This window comes from Thiocapsa bogorovii (assembly GCF_021228795.1).
Lineage (GTDB): Bacteria > Pseudomonadota > Gammaproteobacteria > Chromatiales > Chromatiaceae > Thiocapsa > Thiocapsa bogorovii.
This window is the reverse complement of sequence record NZ_CP089309.1, coordinates 4,026,202-4,042,472: the sequence shown is the minus strand read 5'-3', so window position 1 is coordinate 4,042,472 and position 16,271 is coordinate 4,026,202. Positions and strand designations below refer to the sequence as shown.

13 protein-coding genes are annotated in these 16,271 nt (G+C 62.5%); 5 read left to right on the top strand and 8 right to left on the bottom strand.

Annotation, left to right across the window (positions count from 1 at the left end):
* Window positions 1-153 precede the first annotated feature (153 nt).
* A complete protein-coding gene (locus tag LT988_RS17935; RefSeq protein WP_232406891.1) occupies window positions 154-1,509 on the top strand; it encodes an OmpP1/FadL family transporter in 1,356 nt (451 codons plus the stop codon).
* A gap of 242 nt (window positions 1,510-1,751) precedes the next feature.
* On the opposite strand, the gene LT988_RS17930 is transcribed toward LT988_RS17935, so the two are convergent.
* Window positions 1,752-2,063 (bottom strand): hypothetical protein, encoded by a 312-nt coding sequence (locus LT988_RS17930; protein WP_232406890.1) that lies wholly within the window; start codon window positions 2,061-2,063, stop codon window positions 1,752-1,754.
* A 531-nt stretch (window positions 2,064-2,594) separates the two neighbouring features.
* Between LT988_RS17930 and corA the strand changes: the two genes are divergently transcribed.
* On the top strand, window positions 2,595-3,671 hold the full coding sequence (gene corA, locus LT988_RS17925) for a magnesium/cobalt transporter CorA (protein ID WP_232406889.1): 1,077 nt from the start codon (window positions 2,595-2,597) through the stop codon (window positions 3,669-3,671).
* Window positions 3,672-3,710: 39 nt separating this feature from the next.
* Here corA and soeC read toward each other — a convergent pair whose 3' ends face one another.
* From soeC to LT988_RS17890, 7 genes are all read right to left on the bottom strand, one after another.
* Complete coding sequence (gene soeC, locus LT988_RS17920; protein ID WP_232406888.1) at window positions 3,711-4,688, bottom strand: sulfite dehydrogenase subunit SoeC; 978 nt, start codon at window positions 4,686-4,688, stop codon at window positions 3,711-3,713.
* A 127-nt stretch (window positions 4,689-4,815) separates the two neighbouring features.
* Window positions 4,816-5,538, bottom strand: coding sequence for a sulfite dehydrogenase subunit SoeB (gene soeB, locus LT988_RS17915; RefSeq protein WP_232406887.1), 723 nt, complete (start codon window positions 5,536-5,538; stop codon window positions 4,816-4,818).
* Window positions 5,539-5,646: 108 nt separating this feature from the next.
* Window positions 5,647-8,550, bottom strand: coding sequence for a sulfite dehydrogenase subunit SoeA (soeA, locus tag LT988_RS17910; RefSeq protein ID WP_232406886.1), 2,904 nt, complete (start codon window positions 8,548-8,550; stop codon window positions 5,647-5,649).
* Window positions 8,551-8,894: 344 nt separating this feature from the next.
* Entirely contained in the window at window positions 8,895-9,170 is a 276-nt protein-coding gene (locus tag LT988_RS17905; protein WP_232406885.1) for a hypothetical protein, read from the bottom strand.
* 372 nt (window positions 9,171-9,542) lie between these two features.
* The gene (gene metA / locus LT988_RS17900; RefSeq protein ID WP_232406884.1) at window positions 9,543-10,628 is read right to left on the bottom strand and encodes a homoserine O-succinyltransferase MetA; all 1,086 of its coding nucleotides are present in this window, start codon (window positions 10,626-10,628) and stop codon (window positions 9,543-9,545) included.
* 22 nt (window positions 10,629-10,650) lie between these two features.
* Complete coding sequence (locus tag LT988_RS17895) at window positions 10,651-11,523, bottom strand: ATPase (RefSeq protein WP_232406883.1); 873 nt, start codon at window positions 11,521-11,523, stop codon at window positions 10,651-10,653.
* 352 nt (window positions 11,524-11,875) lie between these two features.
* Entirely contained in the window at window positions 11,876-13,792 is a 1,917-nt protein-coding gene (locus LT988_RS17890; RefSeq protein WP_232406882.1) for an ATP-binding cassette domain-containing protein, read from the bottom strand.
* Between the two features lie 214 nt (window positions 13,793-14,006).
* Between LT988_RS17890 and LT988_RS17885 the strand changes: the two genes are divergently transcribed.
* The 3 genes from LT988_RS17885 to LT988_RS17875 all read left to right on the top strand — a co-directional run bounded on the left by LT988_RS17885 (window position 14,007) and on the right by LT988_RS17875 (window position 16,079).
* Window positions 14,007-14,717: a Crp/Fnr family transcriptional regulator gene (locus tag LT988_RS17885; protein WP_232406881.1), complete on the top strand. Its 711-nt coding sequence runs from the start codon at window positions 14,007-14,009 to the stop codon at window positions 14,715-14,717.
* A gap of 294 nt (window positions 14,718-15,011) precedes the next feature.
* Entirely contained in the window at window positions 15,012-15,419 is a 408-nt protein-coding gene (locus LT988_RS17880) for a DUF6858 family protein (protein WP_232406880.1), read from the top strand.
* A 231-nt stretch (window positions 15,420-15,650) separates the two neighbouring features.
* On the top strand, window positions 15,651-16,079 hold the full coding sequence (locus tag LT988_RS17875) for a NifB/NifX family molybdenum-iron cluster-binding protein (protein ID WP_232406879.1): 429 nt from the start codon (window positions 15,651-15,653) through the stop codon (window positions 16,077-16,079).
* Window positions 16,080-16,271: the final 192 nt, after the last annotated feature.

The following is a 16,271-nucleotide window of genomic DNA, read 5'->3' as shown; positions in this document are numbered from 1 at the left end:
TAACCTTCATCGTTCAATGGAATAGGACGCCCAAGCGGACGACATGCGTGTCTTCGTCGACGGCGAGCCACGGATGTCCGCGGGCGACGAGCATGGGCGAGAGTCGCTATGATGGCGCCCGCGCCGTCCAATCCCTACCGCAGGATCAGCCTCATGCCCATCACCGATCCTTGTCTTCGACGCCGGTTCCCCCCGGCTGTATTGCTTTTCGCCGCGGCACACCTGACAAACCTGCCCTCGAGCGCACTGGCCGGCGGGATCTATGTCCCGATGAAGGGCGCCACTGCGACCGGTTCGGCGAATGTCGGCCTCGCCTCGGCGGCTCGCGACGGCAGCACCCTTTTTTACAACCCGGCGGGTATGACCCGACTCGGGGACACCTTCGTCGAGATCGGCGTGGATGCGATCAATGCCGACATCGCCGTCGACAATCGCGGCTCGCTGGCCGGCACGCCCGGCAGCGCAGGACAAGAGGTTCTCTACGCCGGAAGTCGGGGCCACGGGGACGGCTGGATTCCCGTCCCCAATCTCTTTCTCGGTACGCCGCTCATGGACGGCAGGATCTGGATCGGACTTGCCGTTACCTCCCCGTTCGGGCTCGAGCTGGACTACGGCCCGGAATGGTTCGGCCGATACGATTCCTACAACAACAGCATCAAGACCCTCGACATCGCCCCGACGCTCGCCTATCGGATCAACGACGCCTGGTCGATCGGTGGCGGCATCGACATTCAGTATGCGGATGCGCAGTTGATCAGTGCACTGCCGGATCCGTTCAACCCCGGCGGGCCGACCCCCGGCTCGGACGGTCGTTCCAAGCTGACCGGTGACGGATGGGGCACCGGATTCAACATCGGCCTGCTCTATCAGCCGAGCGAGCAAACCCGTGTCGGGTTGCACTATCGATCCGGCATGGACCATACGCTGAAGGGAAGCGCCGAGGTCTCCGGCCTGCGGGGGCCCTTGGCCGCGGCCAATGGACGCAGCGACACTCGAACCGGCCTCGACCTGCCCGACATTCTGACACTCAGCGTCACGCAAGCCGTGACCTCGCGCTTGACACTGATGGGCGAGGTGCAGTGGTTCGGCTGGGATGCGTTCGACGAGATTCGGGTACGGTTTGCGAGTGGCAGTCCCGATCTGGTCCGTCCCCAAGGCTTCGAGAACACCTACACGGTCGGCCTGGCAGCCGAGTACGCACTCGACCCGCGCTGGACGCTGCGCGGGGGCATCCAGTATGACGAATCTCCGACCACCAATGCATTGCGCAACACTAGCATTCCGGACAGCGATCTGCTGTGGTTCGGGGTCGGTGCAAGCTACAGCGTCTCGAAGCAACTTCGACTGGATGTCGGCTATGCGTACGGTCGATTCGCGCGCGCGGACATCGATCTGACACTGCCCTTCTATGCCGGAACCCCGCTGGAGAGCAGCGTGGAGGTTCGCGGGGAAACGGACAGCCACGTCGACGTGCTGTCCCTTTCGGTGAGCTACGTCTTCGGGGGTTAAATCGCGTCCGGCGCAATAGGGTATGTTCTCGGGTTGATCCGGCCTCGCATCCACCTTTGAGCGACGCGCCAGACGCGATTTAGGTGTCTATGGCGGTTCATCATAGGTCCTTTCGGACCGATCCGTCGGGGGATCTCCCTCAGGACCCGAGAGTACGGGACATCCTTCCCCGCCCACCTCGTCAAGCGCTGCCACCGCAAAAGCAAGACATCCGGGGCGGTGCAGCGGTCCGATCCGTTGAATCAGCTCGACGGCACGCTTCTCGTCCCGCGCCGGGTCCAATCGCCGGAGACGGCGACAGGGATACCTTGAGTGCTCTCGGGGCTGCCGCGCATACCCCGTCTCGGTCCCTCGTTCGATGTCCCGGCGGTCTCGGGATGCCGGGCCGTACCGTCCGGCCTCACCCCACGTCTGGTCCAACCCTCCGTCGAACCGGCCGACGCAGCCACGGTAGAGACAGCCTCGCGGGATTCGACCCTGCTGTCGAAGACAGCGACGGTCGCGGCAATACCGGTGGTGGCGGCGACGAGAATGGCGACGAGTGGCATGGTCATGATGGTGGTCTCCGCTGAAAGCGTCTTCTGATATCCCCGATGATCCGGGGGGTGGCGAGGTCTACCGAGCGCACTTGGGTTTTTCGGAAAGCAGGGTGCATCCCGCGCGTATCTGGACAAGGCGAACCGACGAGCCGTAGCGGCCTCTGCGGCGAGCCGGTGCAACGTCGTCCCGACGTGTGCGGTGCGCAATGCGACGAAAAACCCGCCTGTGCTCGATCTATTTGCCCTCGGGAACCAGGTTAGACCTCCGCCGCCGCCGAGACACGTGCGCAAGACAGATGGAAAGTGTGTGGAATTCACGGGTTACGGGTGGTCAGCGGCGATCGCCAAGGACTCCGAGCGGCTTTCGGTCGCGATGAAGAGTGCTTTTTGAGGCGGCCGGGCGCTTGGGCGCGCGAACGCGGATGTTGCAGAAAGGTCTCTGGAGCGAAGACTGCGCTACGAGCGCACGTATTCGAACGACGACAGACTGTACCGAGATCGACTCCCTGCCCTATCCTCGGGATCCGCCACACGAGGAGTCGCCTGATGGCCCGCAAGAAGCTGCTCAGAAAGCGTCCGCATCGCAAGATCGGGGCACCACCCGGAACCCTGGTGCATATGGGAGAGCCGAGCCAAGAGCCCATCACGTTCGATGTCGTCACCTATGATGCAGAGCACTTTTCGGAGGTCACGTTCGGCATCCGCGAGGTCGAGCGCTGTTGCGGATTCGATAAGGGGCGGGCCGTCTCCTGGATCAACATCAACGGAATCCATGCCGTCGGACACATCGAGACGATCGGGGCATGCTTCGGCCTTCATCCGTTGGTTCTCGAAGATATCCTCAACAGCGACCATCGGCCGAAATTGGAGGACTACGGCGACTACCTGTTTCTGGTGCTGAAGATTCCCTTCTACGACAAGGAGGGCGGATTCCGGGTCGAGCAGGTGAGTCTGATTCTGGGACCGAGATTCGTGCTCTCGTTCCAAGAGACGAGCGACCCGATCTTCGCCGGCGTTCGCGAGCGATTGAGGAGCGGCAAGGTTCGTGGCCGTGCGATGGGGACGGATTATCTGGCCTATGCGCTGATCGATGTCGTGGTCGACCGCTACTTCACCACACTGGAGAGTATCGGCGACGACATCGAAGATCTCGAGCAAGCGCTGTTCGTCACCCCGGGCTCCGACACTCTGGAGTCGATCCATCACTTCAAGCGCGAGATGATTCAGCTCCGCAAGTCGGTCTGGCCGTTGCGCGAGGTGATCAGCGGCCTGCAGCGCGGGGATTCGAAACTGGTCGGTGAGACCACGAGGGTTTTCCTGCGGGATGTCTACGACCACACCGTCCAAGTGGTCGAAACGGTCGAGACCTTTCGCGACATCATCTCGGTGATGCTCGATCTCTATCTGTCAGGCATCAGCTATCGCACGAACGAGGTGGTGAAGGTCTTGACCGTCATGGCGACCATCTTCATTCCGCTGACCTTCCTGGCCGGTCTCTACGGCATGAACTTCGAGTACATGCCGGAGCTCAAGTGGCACTGGGGGTATTTCGCGCTCTTGGGTCTGATGCTGATCCTGGCCGTGGGCATGCTGGTGTTTTTCCGGATCAAACGCTGGTTCTAAGGTGCCGCGGCGCATCGCCGCGGCGAAGCGACTCGCCGGTCAGGAGATGCTCTGGTAGTAGAGGTTCTGCGGATGCTTGGCCTCGGCGAAGAAGTACCAGCGCTCGGCGATGAGACCGAGGTACTGGATCACGAAGGCGAGGACGGGGAGGGTCGTCGATTCGATCAAGTAGGCGGCGACGATCAAGAGGATCGGAATCGGGAAGACCAGGACGAGGAAGGTGTTGCGCACGAGTCGAACGGTCTCGGGACTGCGCCCGTGGAAGAACTCTCGTGTGTTGAAGCTGCCGCCCATCGCGCCCTGCGCCTTCTGGACCACGGCGGTGTGGCGCACACCGATGGCGGTCTGAACCGTGCTCTTGTGCTTGAGCCGGGCGTTGCGCATGAGATGGGCACCGCGCGAGAGCAGTGCCGCCAAGGTCAGCACCACGGCCCAGGTGCCGAAGAAGGACACTAAGGGATTGCCGATGTAGGCCGAGTAGGCGGCGGCCAACGTGAAGCCGGAGGCCAGGCCCAAGAAGGTGAAATTGAAGACGGTGAAGGCCGAGTGCCATTCCTCGAGAAACTTGACGCTCGCATAGATCATGGCGGTGGAGACGAAGAGCGCGAAAGAGGCGATCGTCCCGAGTAGACCCAAGAGCAGGGTCGCATCGACGCCGAGCACCTCGGCGATGCTGAACCAAGGCGTCGTCCAGTGCATGAGATGCGCCACGCTGTAGGCAAACACCAGGGCCATCAGGACCGGAAGGATGATGACCTCGCGCGACAACCACGAGGTTCGCCACATTGCGGCCGACCGCCAAGCCCGCTCGGGACGGCCGAGGTGAAAGAAGGAGGCGCCGAGGCCGATCACGAGCAAGAGGAGTGCAATCAGGCTTCCGAGCGCATAGAACTGGTCTTCCTGCACCGGCAGAAACCGGGCGATCGCATAGAGTTGACCGGTAAACATGGCCAGAAACAGGCCCTGACCTGCACCGAGCAGCGTGGTCAGAAAGATGACGGAAAATGCGGGGTGCATGGGTGGATCCCTTTGTCCTGTAACGAAGGTCGTGTCGGCGAGTCGGATTGATCCGGGTGGGGCCGAAGATCGAAGACGGGTGTCGCAGCGCGCAATCCGTGTCGCGACCTTCGATCCGCGGACATCCCTACCAGGCCACGTCGTCCAAGGTCTCCTCACCCGTATAGGTAGTGAGATCCTCTTTGCGCAACGGGTTATCGACGCGCGTCAGCTCGTCCGGACTGATGTACATCCGATTCTTCTGACGCGGCAGATAGTGATTGGCGGGCTTCGTGCCCCACTCCGGCATCAACTGGTAACCACCCCGCTCGCGAATCGCCACCGAGACCTCGGAGTCGGGATCATGGACATCGCCGTAGAGCCGTGCACTGGTCGGGCAGGCCAACACACACGCCGGCTGACGGTCGCGATCGGAGAGGGTCGCGTCCGTGATGCGATCGATACAGAGGGTACATTTCTTCATGACCTTCTGCTGCTCGTCGAGCTCGCGCGCACCGTAGGGGCATGCCCACGCACAATATTTGCAGCCGATGCACTTGTCGTAATCGACCAGCACGATGCCGTTGTCGGCCCGTTTGTGCGAGGCGCCTGTCGGGCAGACCGGGACGCAAGGCGGCTCCTCACAGTGCAGGCAGCTCTTCGGAAAATGGACCGTCTCGGTATTCGGGAAGACACCGACCTCGAAGGTCTGCACCCGATTGAAGAAGGTTCCCGTCGGACTGCCGTCATAGGGGTTCTGGTCCACCATCGGGCCTGCCCAACCGGAGGTGTTCCACTCCTTGCAGGACGTCACGCAGGCATGGCAACCGACGCACACGTTCAGGTCGATGACCAGGGCGAGTTGAGTCATGTGTAAATCTCTCCGTTGTCGGCCGTCAGCCGCGAGATCGGACGTCGGCTCGAGGGCCCGCGATGGGTTTTCATCGCCGGGCTCGGAACCGACCGCTGAGGACCGAAGCTACTTCTTCCCGAACACGCCGGCCATGTAGGCCTGCCACTTGCCTCGCTGCTTCTCCTGCCCGGGCAGTCGCGGCATGGCATCGAACTGGGGCGAGGATACTCGCGGCTCGTCCGGACCGGCCTTGTAGACCCGCACCCGAACATCGAACCAAGCGGCCTGGCCCGTCACCGGATCCGAGTTGGAGAGATGCTCTCCTGCCTCGCTGGGCGGCAACTCCTCGGCGATCAGGTGGTTCAGCAGGAACCCCTTGCGCGATTCGTCCGCGTTGCTCCCCAAACCCCAGGCACCGTTGGCCTTGCCGATCGCGTTCCAGGTCCAGACCGTGCCGGGCTCGACCGCCTCGGAGAAGCGACACATGCAGCGCACCTTGCTCAGCGTGGACTCGACCCAGATCCAGTCACCGTCGGTGAAACCGTGCTTCCTGCCGACGAGCGGATTGACGAAGAGATAGTTGTGGCTGTGGATCTGACGCAGCCAGGCGTTTTGACTGTCCCAGCTGTGATACATGGCCATCGGACGCTGGGTCAAAGCGTTCAACGGATAGCGTACGGTATCCACCAATTGATCTTCCAAGGGGCGATGGAAGAAAGGCAAGGGGTCGAAATAGGTCTCGACGCGCTCGCGCAATCGGTCCGGCGGTTGGCGTCCGGGCCACTTGCCCTGCGCGGCCAGTCGGAACTTTTGCAGGACCTCGGAATAGAGATGGATGGTGATGGGCTCGGCATAGCGAACCATGCCATGGGCACGCGCCCAGTGCAGATAGCCCTTGTTCCAATTGCGCATGTACTGGTAGCTGGGCGGCAGCTCATGATGGAAGACGCAGCCGTTCTTGGCATACATCTCCCACTGCTTCGGGTTGGGCTCGCCCTTGAGCACTTGATCGCCGTCCTTGCCGCGCCAGCCGGCCAGGAAGCCGATGCCCGAGCCGGGTGAGGTCTCGTAGTTGACGATGAAATCGGGATAGTCGCGGAACTTGCGCTCGCCCTCGGCGGTGACGAAGGCCGGGAGCTTCAGGCGCGATCCCAGCTCGATCAGCACATCCTGGAAGGGCTTGCACTCGCCTTTCGGCGGAAGCACCGGGATGCGCACGGCATCCACCGGGCCGTCGAACTCGGAGATCGGGCGATCGAGCATCGAGAGGGCATCGTGCCGCTCCAGATAGCTGGTATCGGGCAGCACCAGATCGGCGAAGGCGACGGTCTCGGAGGAGAAGGTATCGCAAACGACAATGAAGGGGATCTTGTATTTCCCCTCGACATCCTTGTCCACCAGCATCTTGCGCGTCTCGCCGGTGTTCATGGAGGAGTTCCACGCCATGTTGGCCATGAAGAGGAACAGGGTGTCGATCGGATAGGGGTCGCCGCGCCAGGCGTTGGTGATGACGTTGTGCATCAGGCCGTGGACCGAGAGCGGATACTCCCAGGAGAAGGCCTTGTCGATACGCACCGGCCCCCCGTCGGCGTCGACGAACAGATCCTCGGGCTTGGCGGGCCAACCGAGCGGCATGCCGTCGAGCGGCGTGTTGGGCTGGACGGCCTCGGGCCCGTGCGGCGGCTTGGCACAGGGCGGAATCGGGCGCGGAAAAGGCGCCTTATGACGGAAACCGCCGGGCCTGTCGATGGTGCCGAGCAGGGTCATGAGCACGCCGAGCGCGCGGATGGTCTGGAAACCGTTCGAGTGGGCGGCCATGCCGCGCATGGCGTGAAAGGCCACCGGATTGCCGGTCACGGACTGATGCTCGTTGTCCCAGCAATCCGTCCAAGGGATCGGCAGCTCGATCTTCTGATCGCGCGCCGTGACGCCCATCTCGTGCGCAAGGCGCCGGATGGTCTCGGCCGGAATACCGGTGATCTCGGCAGCCCACTCGGGCGTACAGGATTCCAGTCGCTCCTTGAGGAGTTGGAAGGCCGGTTTGACCGGGATCCCCTCGTCCATGTCGAGCTTGTAGCTCCCCATCAGGCGCGGGTCGGCACCCGGGGTGTGGGTGCTGATGGGGCCGTCGATGTTGCGGTCCCACCAGAGCTTGTTCTCCGGATCGAAGCAGCCTTCTTCCACATGCATCTCGGCACGATAAAAGAGACCGTGATCGTCGCGCGCCGGATCGTCGATGACCAGCTCGGCCGAGTTCGTGTAGCGCACCAGAAAATCGCGATCGAACAAACCCTGCTTGAGGATCTCATGCGAGATGGCCATCAGCAGCGCGCCGTCGGTGCCGGGCTTGATCGGCACCCACTCGTCTGCGATGGCCGAGTAGCCTGTGCGAATCGGGTTGATCGAGATGAAACGACCGCCGCGACGTTTGAACTCGGAGATGGCAATCTTCAGCGGGTTGGAATGGTGATCCTCGGCCGTACCGATCATCACGAAGAGCTTGGCGCGATCCAGGTCGGGACCGCCGAACTCCCAGAAGGAGCCGCCGATGGTATAGATCATGCCCGCGGCCATATTGACCGAGCAGAATCCGCCGTGTGCGGCATAGTTCGGTGTGCCGAACTGCTTGGCGAAGAGGCCGGTGAGGGCCTGCATCTGATCGCGACCGGTGAAGAGGGCGAACTTCTTAGGATCTTCCGAACGCAGGCGACCGAGGCGCTCCTCGAGCATCTCGAAGGCTTCGTCCCAAGAGATCGTCTCGAACGCGGAGGTGCCCCGCTCCGCCCCTGCCTTCCGGCGCAGCGGCTTGGTGATACGCCCCGGCGAGTACTGCTTCATGATCCCGGAGCTGCCCTTGGCGCAGATCACCCCTTTGTTCAGGGGATGATTGGGATTGCCGTCGATATACCGGACCTCGCCGTCGCGCATGTGGACCCGAATGCCGCATCGACATGCACACATGTAGCAGGTGGTTTCCTTGACCTCGACTCGCCCGACCGTGCTGTCGGAGTGAGCAATGGGATCCTGCATGTGAGCACCTTTGAGCGAGGGAACGAACCAGACGATTACCGCATTCTAATATTGCGGCTCTCTATGTTTCAAACTTGATGCCGGCCCGGGAAATGAGTCACCAAGAAAGCGCGGGCAAATGGAAACCCGGCGAACAGGCCAGTTGCAGACGGGGCAAGGAGCGGTCCGCATTGCGAGGTGCGCTCGAAGACAGCGGAGACCCTCTTCGGTGCGGCAGAACAAGTCTCGCATCTCCGGTGCTCATGCCCCGGAAATGCGAGTTTTGATGCGCTATGCGAGCCCCGTGACGGCGGCGCGGGGCTTTTGAGACGAGCGCCGGGGCACGGCGCGGACGGCGTCGCGGATTAGGCCGCTTCCGCCAGCGTCACCGGGAGCCACGAGGCCAAACGCTCGCGCTCTTGGACGACGTCGATCGCGAAGAAGTGATTCAGCACCTCCAGCGCCTCATCGAGATCTTCGCACGGCCACTCATTGGTGATACTGCGGAAGGTCCAGTCCTCGACGTGGAAGCAGCAATGCCCGCCCTTGGCAGCACCCTCGGCGTCGTAACGAAGCTTGAACCCGGTGTAGGTCCTGGGATCCCATTTGTAGAGGATCGTATTTTCGGTTTTCTCGAACATGTTTTTCTCAGTGGAATCTGTTGCTTGTATGCCGATACTCCCGCCCGGGAACGTCGGTTGAGCTGCCCGCTCGGCAACGAGAGGAAACATGTCGACAACAGGTCGTTTCCTTTTCGTCACACACTGCATCTCATGCGTCAAGTTTAGTATCAAAATACAACAAACGACAACCGGGCAACTGCTTTTTTTCGCTAAATTGGTCACGTAACGACAAAAAAAGCCAGTCGAGGCGGTCGATGTGTTTTTCAAGAGGGGAAGGCATCTGTTGTCGAGATGCAACGCAGAGCCGTTCGAGGGGACCGGAATCTCGACCCGTTCACGCGTCGGTGGCGAAAAACCACCGGCGAAAAACCCACGTGTGCTCGGTATCTTTCAACCGCGGGGTCGACGCCAACTCAACGCAAGCGGATCGTCGGGATCCACGTGCGACATGAAGGGAAGCCTGCGGTCGTTATGGGTGACCTGATAGATCAGTCCCATCCAGTTGCCGAGCACACCTTCACCGCTGTCGTGCCAGGTATTGTCGAGCCTGCCGACGATGTGCTGCTCGGGGAAGGCCGGCAGCTCGCGACCCTGATCGAGTGCATCGAGGATCCGCTCGCGGTGCTCATCCAGAATGGCGCGCGACTGGACGCCGAAATAGTTTTCGGGGACAGGCGGGAACTGGTCGCGCTCGCCGGACGCGAAACGGTTGACCTCGCGCTTGTACTCCTTGAGCAGGGATATGATGTCGTACTCGGGGTGGCCTTGAAAGAATACCTGGCGGAAGCCGTCGGGGCTGACGGCGAGATGAACGCCGGCCTCCTCGCTTTCGGCCAGAATGTGCAGGCCGGCCGCCTCGAACTGGTCCCGACCGATCTCGTTGAAACGCGAATGCGGCACGTCGAAGCGCGTATTTACACTGCTCACCAACGGGTGGCTGCGATCGATCACGCGATGCACATAGACACCCCAGCGCTTCTCGCCCAGCGGACGGCGCCGTTGACCATAGCGAAACTGCAGGACCGCGTGGGTCGCCAGGCAGGAGCAGAGCGTCGAGCTGACGTTGTGGTAGGCCCAGTCGACCACCTCGATCAGCGGCCCCCAGAAGGTCTGGCTGGCAAGGTCCGGGCCCATGACGTTGGCCCCGGTGATCACCAAGGCGTCCAGACCCTCGGCTCGGATCTTCTCGAACGGCTCGTAGTAGCGCTCGACATACTCGCGGGTGATGGGGCCGCGGTCGAGCGCGTCGAGCGTGAAGGGGTGGACATAGAACTGAGCGATCTGATTGCTCTGCCCGATCAGCCGGAAGAACTGTCGCTCGGTCGCGGCGAGCGCTGCATCCGGCATCATGTTCAGCAGACCGATGTGCAGCTCGCGGATATCTTGCTGAATCGCGTGATCGGGCTCGAGGATCTTGTGGCCCTCTTCACGCAGTCGCTCGAACGTAGGCAGGTCATTGTGGGCGACGATCGGCATGGGGTCGGTCCTATCGTTCGGTTTACTGCATCTCGGGATCGAAGGCCGGCGTCTCGGCCTGTCCGATCGCCGATTCGATCAACTGCAGGAAATCCTGCTCGTCGCGCACCTGCGCGACATCCTCGGACGAGACCGTATAGCCGTGCGGCCGCGCGATCGCCTCGTAACGCGGCACCCGCGAATGGAAGAGGCGCGGGAAGACCCAGCGCGTGAAATCGTCCGGGTCCACTTGCGCGACATAGTCGAGACCGTGGACCGACAAATAGTCCTTTAGCGCGGCACGCAGGAACTCAGGGCGATAATAGAGCGGCTTGGGGTCGGCCTGTGCGCGCTGTATGAGCTTGATCTCGTCCGCCTCCGGGACCCGGATATAGAGGATCAGGCTGTGCTTGGCGAGCAGGTCGATGACTCGCGGCTCGTCGAGCTCGCAGAGACTCCCTCCGACGTCGTTGATCAGATGCGGATAACTGTAGATCTCTTGTGCCTTTCGGACGAAATCGGGCACATCCATCATGGCCGCGATCTCGGCCTGGCGATACAGGGCCTGGCGACGGTTGAACTCGCCGAGCGGCAGCCCCCCGCGCTCGGGGTTACCGAGCTTGCCGACGAAGCTCAGGACCGGCCCGAGGTCCTTGATCTTGATGTTGTTGTGGATGGCGACCCAATCGTGGCGCAGGAGATCCCGCAGGAAGGGATCGCGCATCGCGTGCGCCTTGATCAGGTCGAGGATGTGCTCGTTGAGATACCGCGTCCCGATCCGGTAGTCGCCGGAGTAGTGAAACCAGTCGTTGCGACGCAGCATTTCCGAGAGATAGGTCTTACCGACCCCCGACATCCCGAGCAGCGTGATGCACTTGTGCTTCCAGCTGCGGAATTCTTCGACCTTGAACTTCATTAGATTGAACCGCGTCCGTCCTAAGTGACAACCGATGTTTGGTGGGAAACGACCGCCTGAGGAGACCGAGAAAACCCTGCCTGACGCGTTTCAATGATCAGATATCCAAAGCCTTGAACAGCGAATCTCGCAACGACGGTGGATTTGTTCGGAGCCGCGCCGACCGTGAAACACCCGTGTGATGCGGAACACGCGATCGAGCAAACCCGGACCGATCGATGATGGTAGTGCAGGACGCGGACGGCGACAAACGCGCCGTTCGGCGTTGGTCCGTAGGTCGGGCCGAGCGGGAGCGATTCCCGACACCCACCGGCCGGTCTGGCTGCGCATGCACGGCCTCGCGCCCGCCGGATCAGCGCCGCGCCTCGAGCGCCTCCCAGCGCGCATAGGCGGTCTCGAGCTCGGACTCCAAGGCATCCAAACGCGCCTTGACCGCAGCGACCTCCTCGCCGGCGGCCTGATAAAGGGCCGGATCGGCCAGGCGTTGGTGCAGCTCGGATTGTGCACTCTCGAGTGCCTCGATTCGGGCCGGCAGCTCGGCAAGCTCGCGCGTTTCCTTGAAGCCGAGCTTCTCGCCCTTGGGCGCCGCCTTGGGCTGGGCCACCCCACCCGCGGGAGCCGACGCAGGCGTCCCGGAGTCAACCTGCTTCGTCTTGAACTCCCCGGATCGGCGCGGATCGCGTTGACGTACCCAGTCCTCGTATCCGCCGACATACTCGCGGACCCGTCCCGCACCCTCGAAGACCAGGGTGCTGGTGGCGACGTTGTCGAGCAATGCGCGGTCGTGAGAAACCAGCAAGAGGGTGCCTTTGAACTCGACCAGTAGGTCTTCGAGCAGCTCGAGGGTCTCGGTATCCAGATCGTTGGTCGGCTCGTCGAGCACCAGCAGATTGGCGGGGCGGGTGAAGAGCTTGGCCAGCAGCAGGCGATTACGCTCGCCGCCCGAGAGCGCCTTGACCGGCTGACGCGCGCGCTCCGGGGTGAAGAGAAAGTCCTTCAGATAGGAGAGGACGTGACGGCTCTGGCCGTCGACCTCGATCTTGTCGCTGCCGCCCGCGACGTTGTCCTGGACGCTCCTGTCCAGGTCGAGCTGGGCGCGCAGTTGATCGAAATAGGCCACCTGCAGATTGGTCCCGCGGCGAATCGTCCCGCTTTGGGGCTCCAGATCGCCGAGCAGCAGCTTCAGCAGCGTACTCTTGCCGGCGCCGTTCGGGCCGATGATGCCGATCTTGTCGCCGCGCAGGATCAGGGTGCTGAAGTCACGGATCACCGGGGTGTCGCCCCAGGCGAAGCCGATGTCCTCGGCCTCGACCACCAGCTTGCCGGAACGATCCGCCTCGCTCAGGCGCAGGCGCGCCGTGCCCTGCAGCTCGCGCCGCTCGAGCCGTTCGCGGCGCATGGATTCGAGCGCCCGCACGCGGCCTTCGTTGCGGGTACGCCGCGCCTTGATGCCTTGGCGGATCCAAACCTCCTCCTCGGCGAGCTTGCGGTCGAACTGCGCCGCCGCTTGTGCCTCGGCATGCAGACGCTCCTCGCGGCGCCGCAGATAATTGGCGTAGTCCCCGGGCCAGTCCGTGATCCGCCCGCGATCGAGCTCCAGGATCCGGGTCGCGACCCGTTGCAGGAAGCGCCGATCATGGGTGACGAAGAGCAGCGAGCCCGGAAAGTCGATCAGGAAGTCTTCGAGCCAATCGATCGCATCGATGTCCAGATGGTTGGTCGGCTCGTCGAGCAGCAGCAGATCGGGCTCAGTCACCAGAGCGCGTGCGAGCAAGACGCGCCGTTGAAGACCACCCGAGAGCGCACCGAATCGGGCCTCGGCGTCGAGCCCGAGGCGCGAGATGACGCGCTCTGTGCGTTGCTCGATCGCCCAGCCGCCGCCGTCCTCCAATTGCTGCTGCACCCGTGCCAGACGGGTCAGGTCCTCCTCGCTCGGATGGGTTCCCAAGCCGTGGGAGAGCTTGAAATAGTCGCTTAGAAGAACGCCCAGATCGCCCAGGCCGGCCGAGACCACCTCGAAGACGCTCCCCTCCTCCCCGCGCGGGATCTCCTGCGTCAGGCGCGCCACCTTGAGCCCGGCTGAGGCGCGGATCTGACCCGAGTCGGCCTGGATCTCCCCGTCGATGATCCGCAGCAAGGTCGACTTGCCGGCACCGTTGCGGCCGATCAAGCAGATCCGCTCGCCGCGCTCGATGCTGAAGGAGACGTCCTCCAAGAGCGGCGGCAGGCCATAGGAGAGGGCGACGGAGTCGAGGCTGAGCAAGGTCATCGGTCGTACCGTGTGGAGTGAGAGGAGACGATCCCGAGCATGAACATGCCGTAGCCCATTTACCGAGTGCCGGCCGTCTGGTGTCGGGCCCGTCAAGGTAGAGAGCACGACGACGCGGCGCAACCCCGTCCGGGAAATGATCTCCCCGAACCGATCGGCTACACTGGGGTATCGGGCACCGCCGTGCCAGGAACGACGAGAGTCAGACGACCCCATGGTTAAAAGTGTCACGCTGCGAGACGCCTGGTCGGGCGAGGCCGATTGTCTCAATTGCTCGCTCCGAACCACCGTCCTGTTCGCCGGTCTGGCCGAGTCCGATTTCGAGCAGATTCATGACCCGATCGACCAGTTCAACCTGAAACCCGGCACCAGCCTCTACCGTAGCGGTGATCCGGCCGATCACATGTTCACCGTGCGCTCCGGTGTCCTGAAATTGGTTCAATATCTCCCGGACGGCAGTCAGCGGATCGTGCGGGTCGCGCGGACCACCGATGTCCTGGGCCTGGAGGCGATGCTCGAGGGCGGGAGCTACCAGCACGACGCCGTCGCCCTGCAGCCGACAGAGGTTTGCCGCTTTCCCGCCCGATTGGTCCGCGATCTGGGCTGCAACAATCCGGAGCTGCACCGCGAGCTGATCTCGCGCTGGCAACGCGCCTTGAACGAGGCCGACGCCTGGCTGACCGAGCTCTCCACGGGGTCCGCCCGTCAGCGCATTGCCCGGCTCTTGTTGCGCCTGGTCCGCGATCGCGAAAGCAGCGCCTGCCAATTATTCAGCCGCGAGGACATGGGCGCCATGCTCGGCATCACCACCGAGACCGCAAGCCGTACCATCGCCGAGTTCAAACGCCAGAGCCTGCTGGTCGAGACCAACCCCAACCGCTTTCTGCTCGACATCCCCAACCTCAAGCGCATCGCGGAGGGTTGAAACGCGTCCCGTGCGATATGCCGTTCTCTTCGGCGTGGCTGAACATCGCGCACACCCGAAAACGCCGAAAGAGACGCGTTTCAAGACATGAATTGATTTTAATATCCTGAACCGCGTTCCCGCCGAGGCATCCGGCGCGCTCCATCGCCTTCATCCTCGAGAGGACTCCGCACAAACCGCAGACGCGGTTCAGCAGGGTTGACCGATTTCAATGCCCCGAGCACCGCTCGGCCTCGATGATGGCGCATTCCGCGGTGCCGCGCCGCCGCTTGACCGAGACCGGGAGGGCAGATCATGAAACAGACCGTGCTGCAGGAGAGCTTTCCGGTCTACGTGCTTGAGATCGACCGCGAGGAGACCACGCTCGAATCGGTCGATGCCGTCTGCGGTTATTTTCGATCCTGCATCGAGTCACATCCGTCGGCCACCTTCATCGCCGAGTTCGATCACCTCCGACACACTCGATCGCTCCCGGATGGACGGGTCGGCGAAGGCATTCGTGCCGCCAGGAATCTGGTCTTTTGTTTCGGCATCACCTTGCCGAACCCGCAAGCACTCGCGATGCGACCCCGATCGATCGGTATCGCCGAGACCGACGATGGCTTTGTAGTCACCTTCATCGAATTGCCGATGCCGGTGGCGAACGCGGCGATGGAGGATTGGGCGATGCGTTTGCGCCAAACAGAGCCGACTCCAGCCTAAACTGCGCCCAACGTGCATATGATGGTTCTTGAGGGGACCGGCCCCGGCAGACTCAAGCATTGTTGGAGCTGGCGCGGTTTAACATCTTGAAACAATTTTTAAACCGCGTCTCCATCAAGGCTGGCGAAGTCCCCAAGGCCGAACACACGATGAAAATTACGCATGTCGCTCTGGACGCGATTTAGTTCCCGCAGAAGAACATTCCGACCACACCCACGAGATCCGAAATCCATGACCAAAGAAAGCGTCTTCGCCGTTCTGAACACGGGGAAATCCATGCGTATCGCCGTCACCAGCCAGAACTTTCGAACCATCACCGGACACGCCGGCAAGAGCCGTCGCTTCATCGTCTACGAGGCGGACGCCGACGGCAATCCGACCGAGGTCGAGCGGCTCGACCTGCCGATGGAGCTGTCTTTGCATGAGTATCACGGCGATGATCACCCTTTGTTCGAGCTCAATCTCAACGGCATCCTGACCCAGGGCGCCGGGCAGGGCTTTCTCCAACGCATGGCCCGTCATGGAATCCAGGTCTACACGACCAGCGCGACGGACCCGGTGCAGGCGGTGTCGGCCATCCTCGCCGGCCAACCGCTGCCCGCGGCGGCTCCGCACACCCATGACCAGGGGACCGGCGAAGGTACACACCGCCACGACTGACGCCAACCAACGATAGAGCCGTCGAATCGCTCCGGGACGCACACGATGCGATCCCGGAGTGTCGGTTGAGATTCGTCATTCCCGATATCGCCCGTAGGGCATAAAGTGACGAACACTTGACCGGCGGGCCAGACTGGTTCCGAGCCGCGGCGATCTTCCCGATTGCCGAGCACATGCCCGGTGCCCGAAAGT

Coding starts and splice junctions, on each gene's coding strand:
- soeC (WP_232406888.1), bottom strand. CDS start 4,688: ATGCACCCCGCATTTTCCGTCATCTTTCTGACCACGCTGCTCGGTGCA.
- soeA (WP_232406886.1), bottom strand. CDS start 8,550: ATGCAGGATCCCATTGCTCACTCCGACAGCACGGTCGGGCGAGTCGAG.
- LT988_RS17885 (WP_232406881.1), top strand. CDS start 14,007: ATGGTTAAAAGTGTCACGCTGCGAGACGCCTGGTCGGGCGAGGCCGAT.
- LT988_RS17895 (WP_232406883.1), bottom strand. CDS start 11,523: ATGAAGTTCAAGGTCGAAGAATTCCGCAGCTGGAAGCACAAGTGCATC.
- LT988_RS17880 (WP_232406880.1), top strand. CDS start 15,012: ATGAAACAGACCGTGCTGCAGGAGAGCTTTCCGGTCTACGTGCTTGAG.
- corA (WP_232406889.1), top strand. CDS start 2,595: ATGGCCCGCAAGAAGCTGCTCAGAAAGCGTCCGCATCGCAAGATCGGG.
- metA (WP_232406884.1), bottom strand. CDS start 10,628: ATGCCGATCGTCGCCCACAATGACCTGCCTACGTTCGAGCGACTGCGT.
- LT988_RS17905 (WP_232406885.1), bottom strand. CDS start 9,170: ATGTTCGAGAAAACCGAAAATACGATCCTCTACAAATGGGATCCCAGG.
- LT988_RS17890 (WP_232406882.1), bottom strand. CDS start 13,792: ATGACCTTGCTCAGCCTCGACTCCGTCGCCCTCTCCTATGGCCTGCCG.
- LT988_RS17935 (WP_232406891.1), top strand. CDS start 154: ATGCCCATCACCGATCCTTGTCTTCGACGCCGGTTCCCCCCGGCTGTA.
- LT988_RS17875 (WP_232406879.1), top strand. CDS start 15,651: ATGACCAAAGAAAGCGTCTTCGCCGTTCTGAACACGGGGAAATCCATG.
- LT988_RS17930 (WP_232406890.1), bottom strand. CDS start 2,063: ATGACCATGCCACTCGTCGCCATTCTCGTCGCCGCCACCACCGGTATT.
- soeB (WP_232406887.1), bottom strand. CDS start 5,538: ATGACTCAACTCGCCCTGGTCATCGACCTGAACGTGTGCGTCGGTTGC.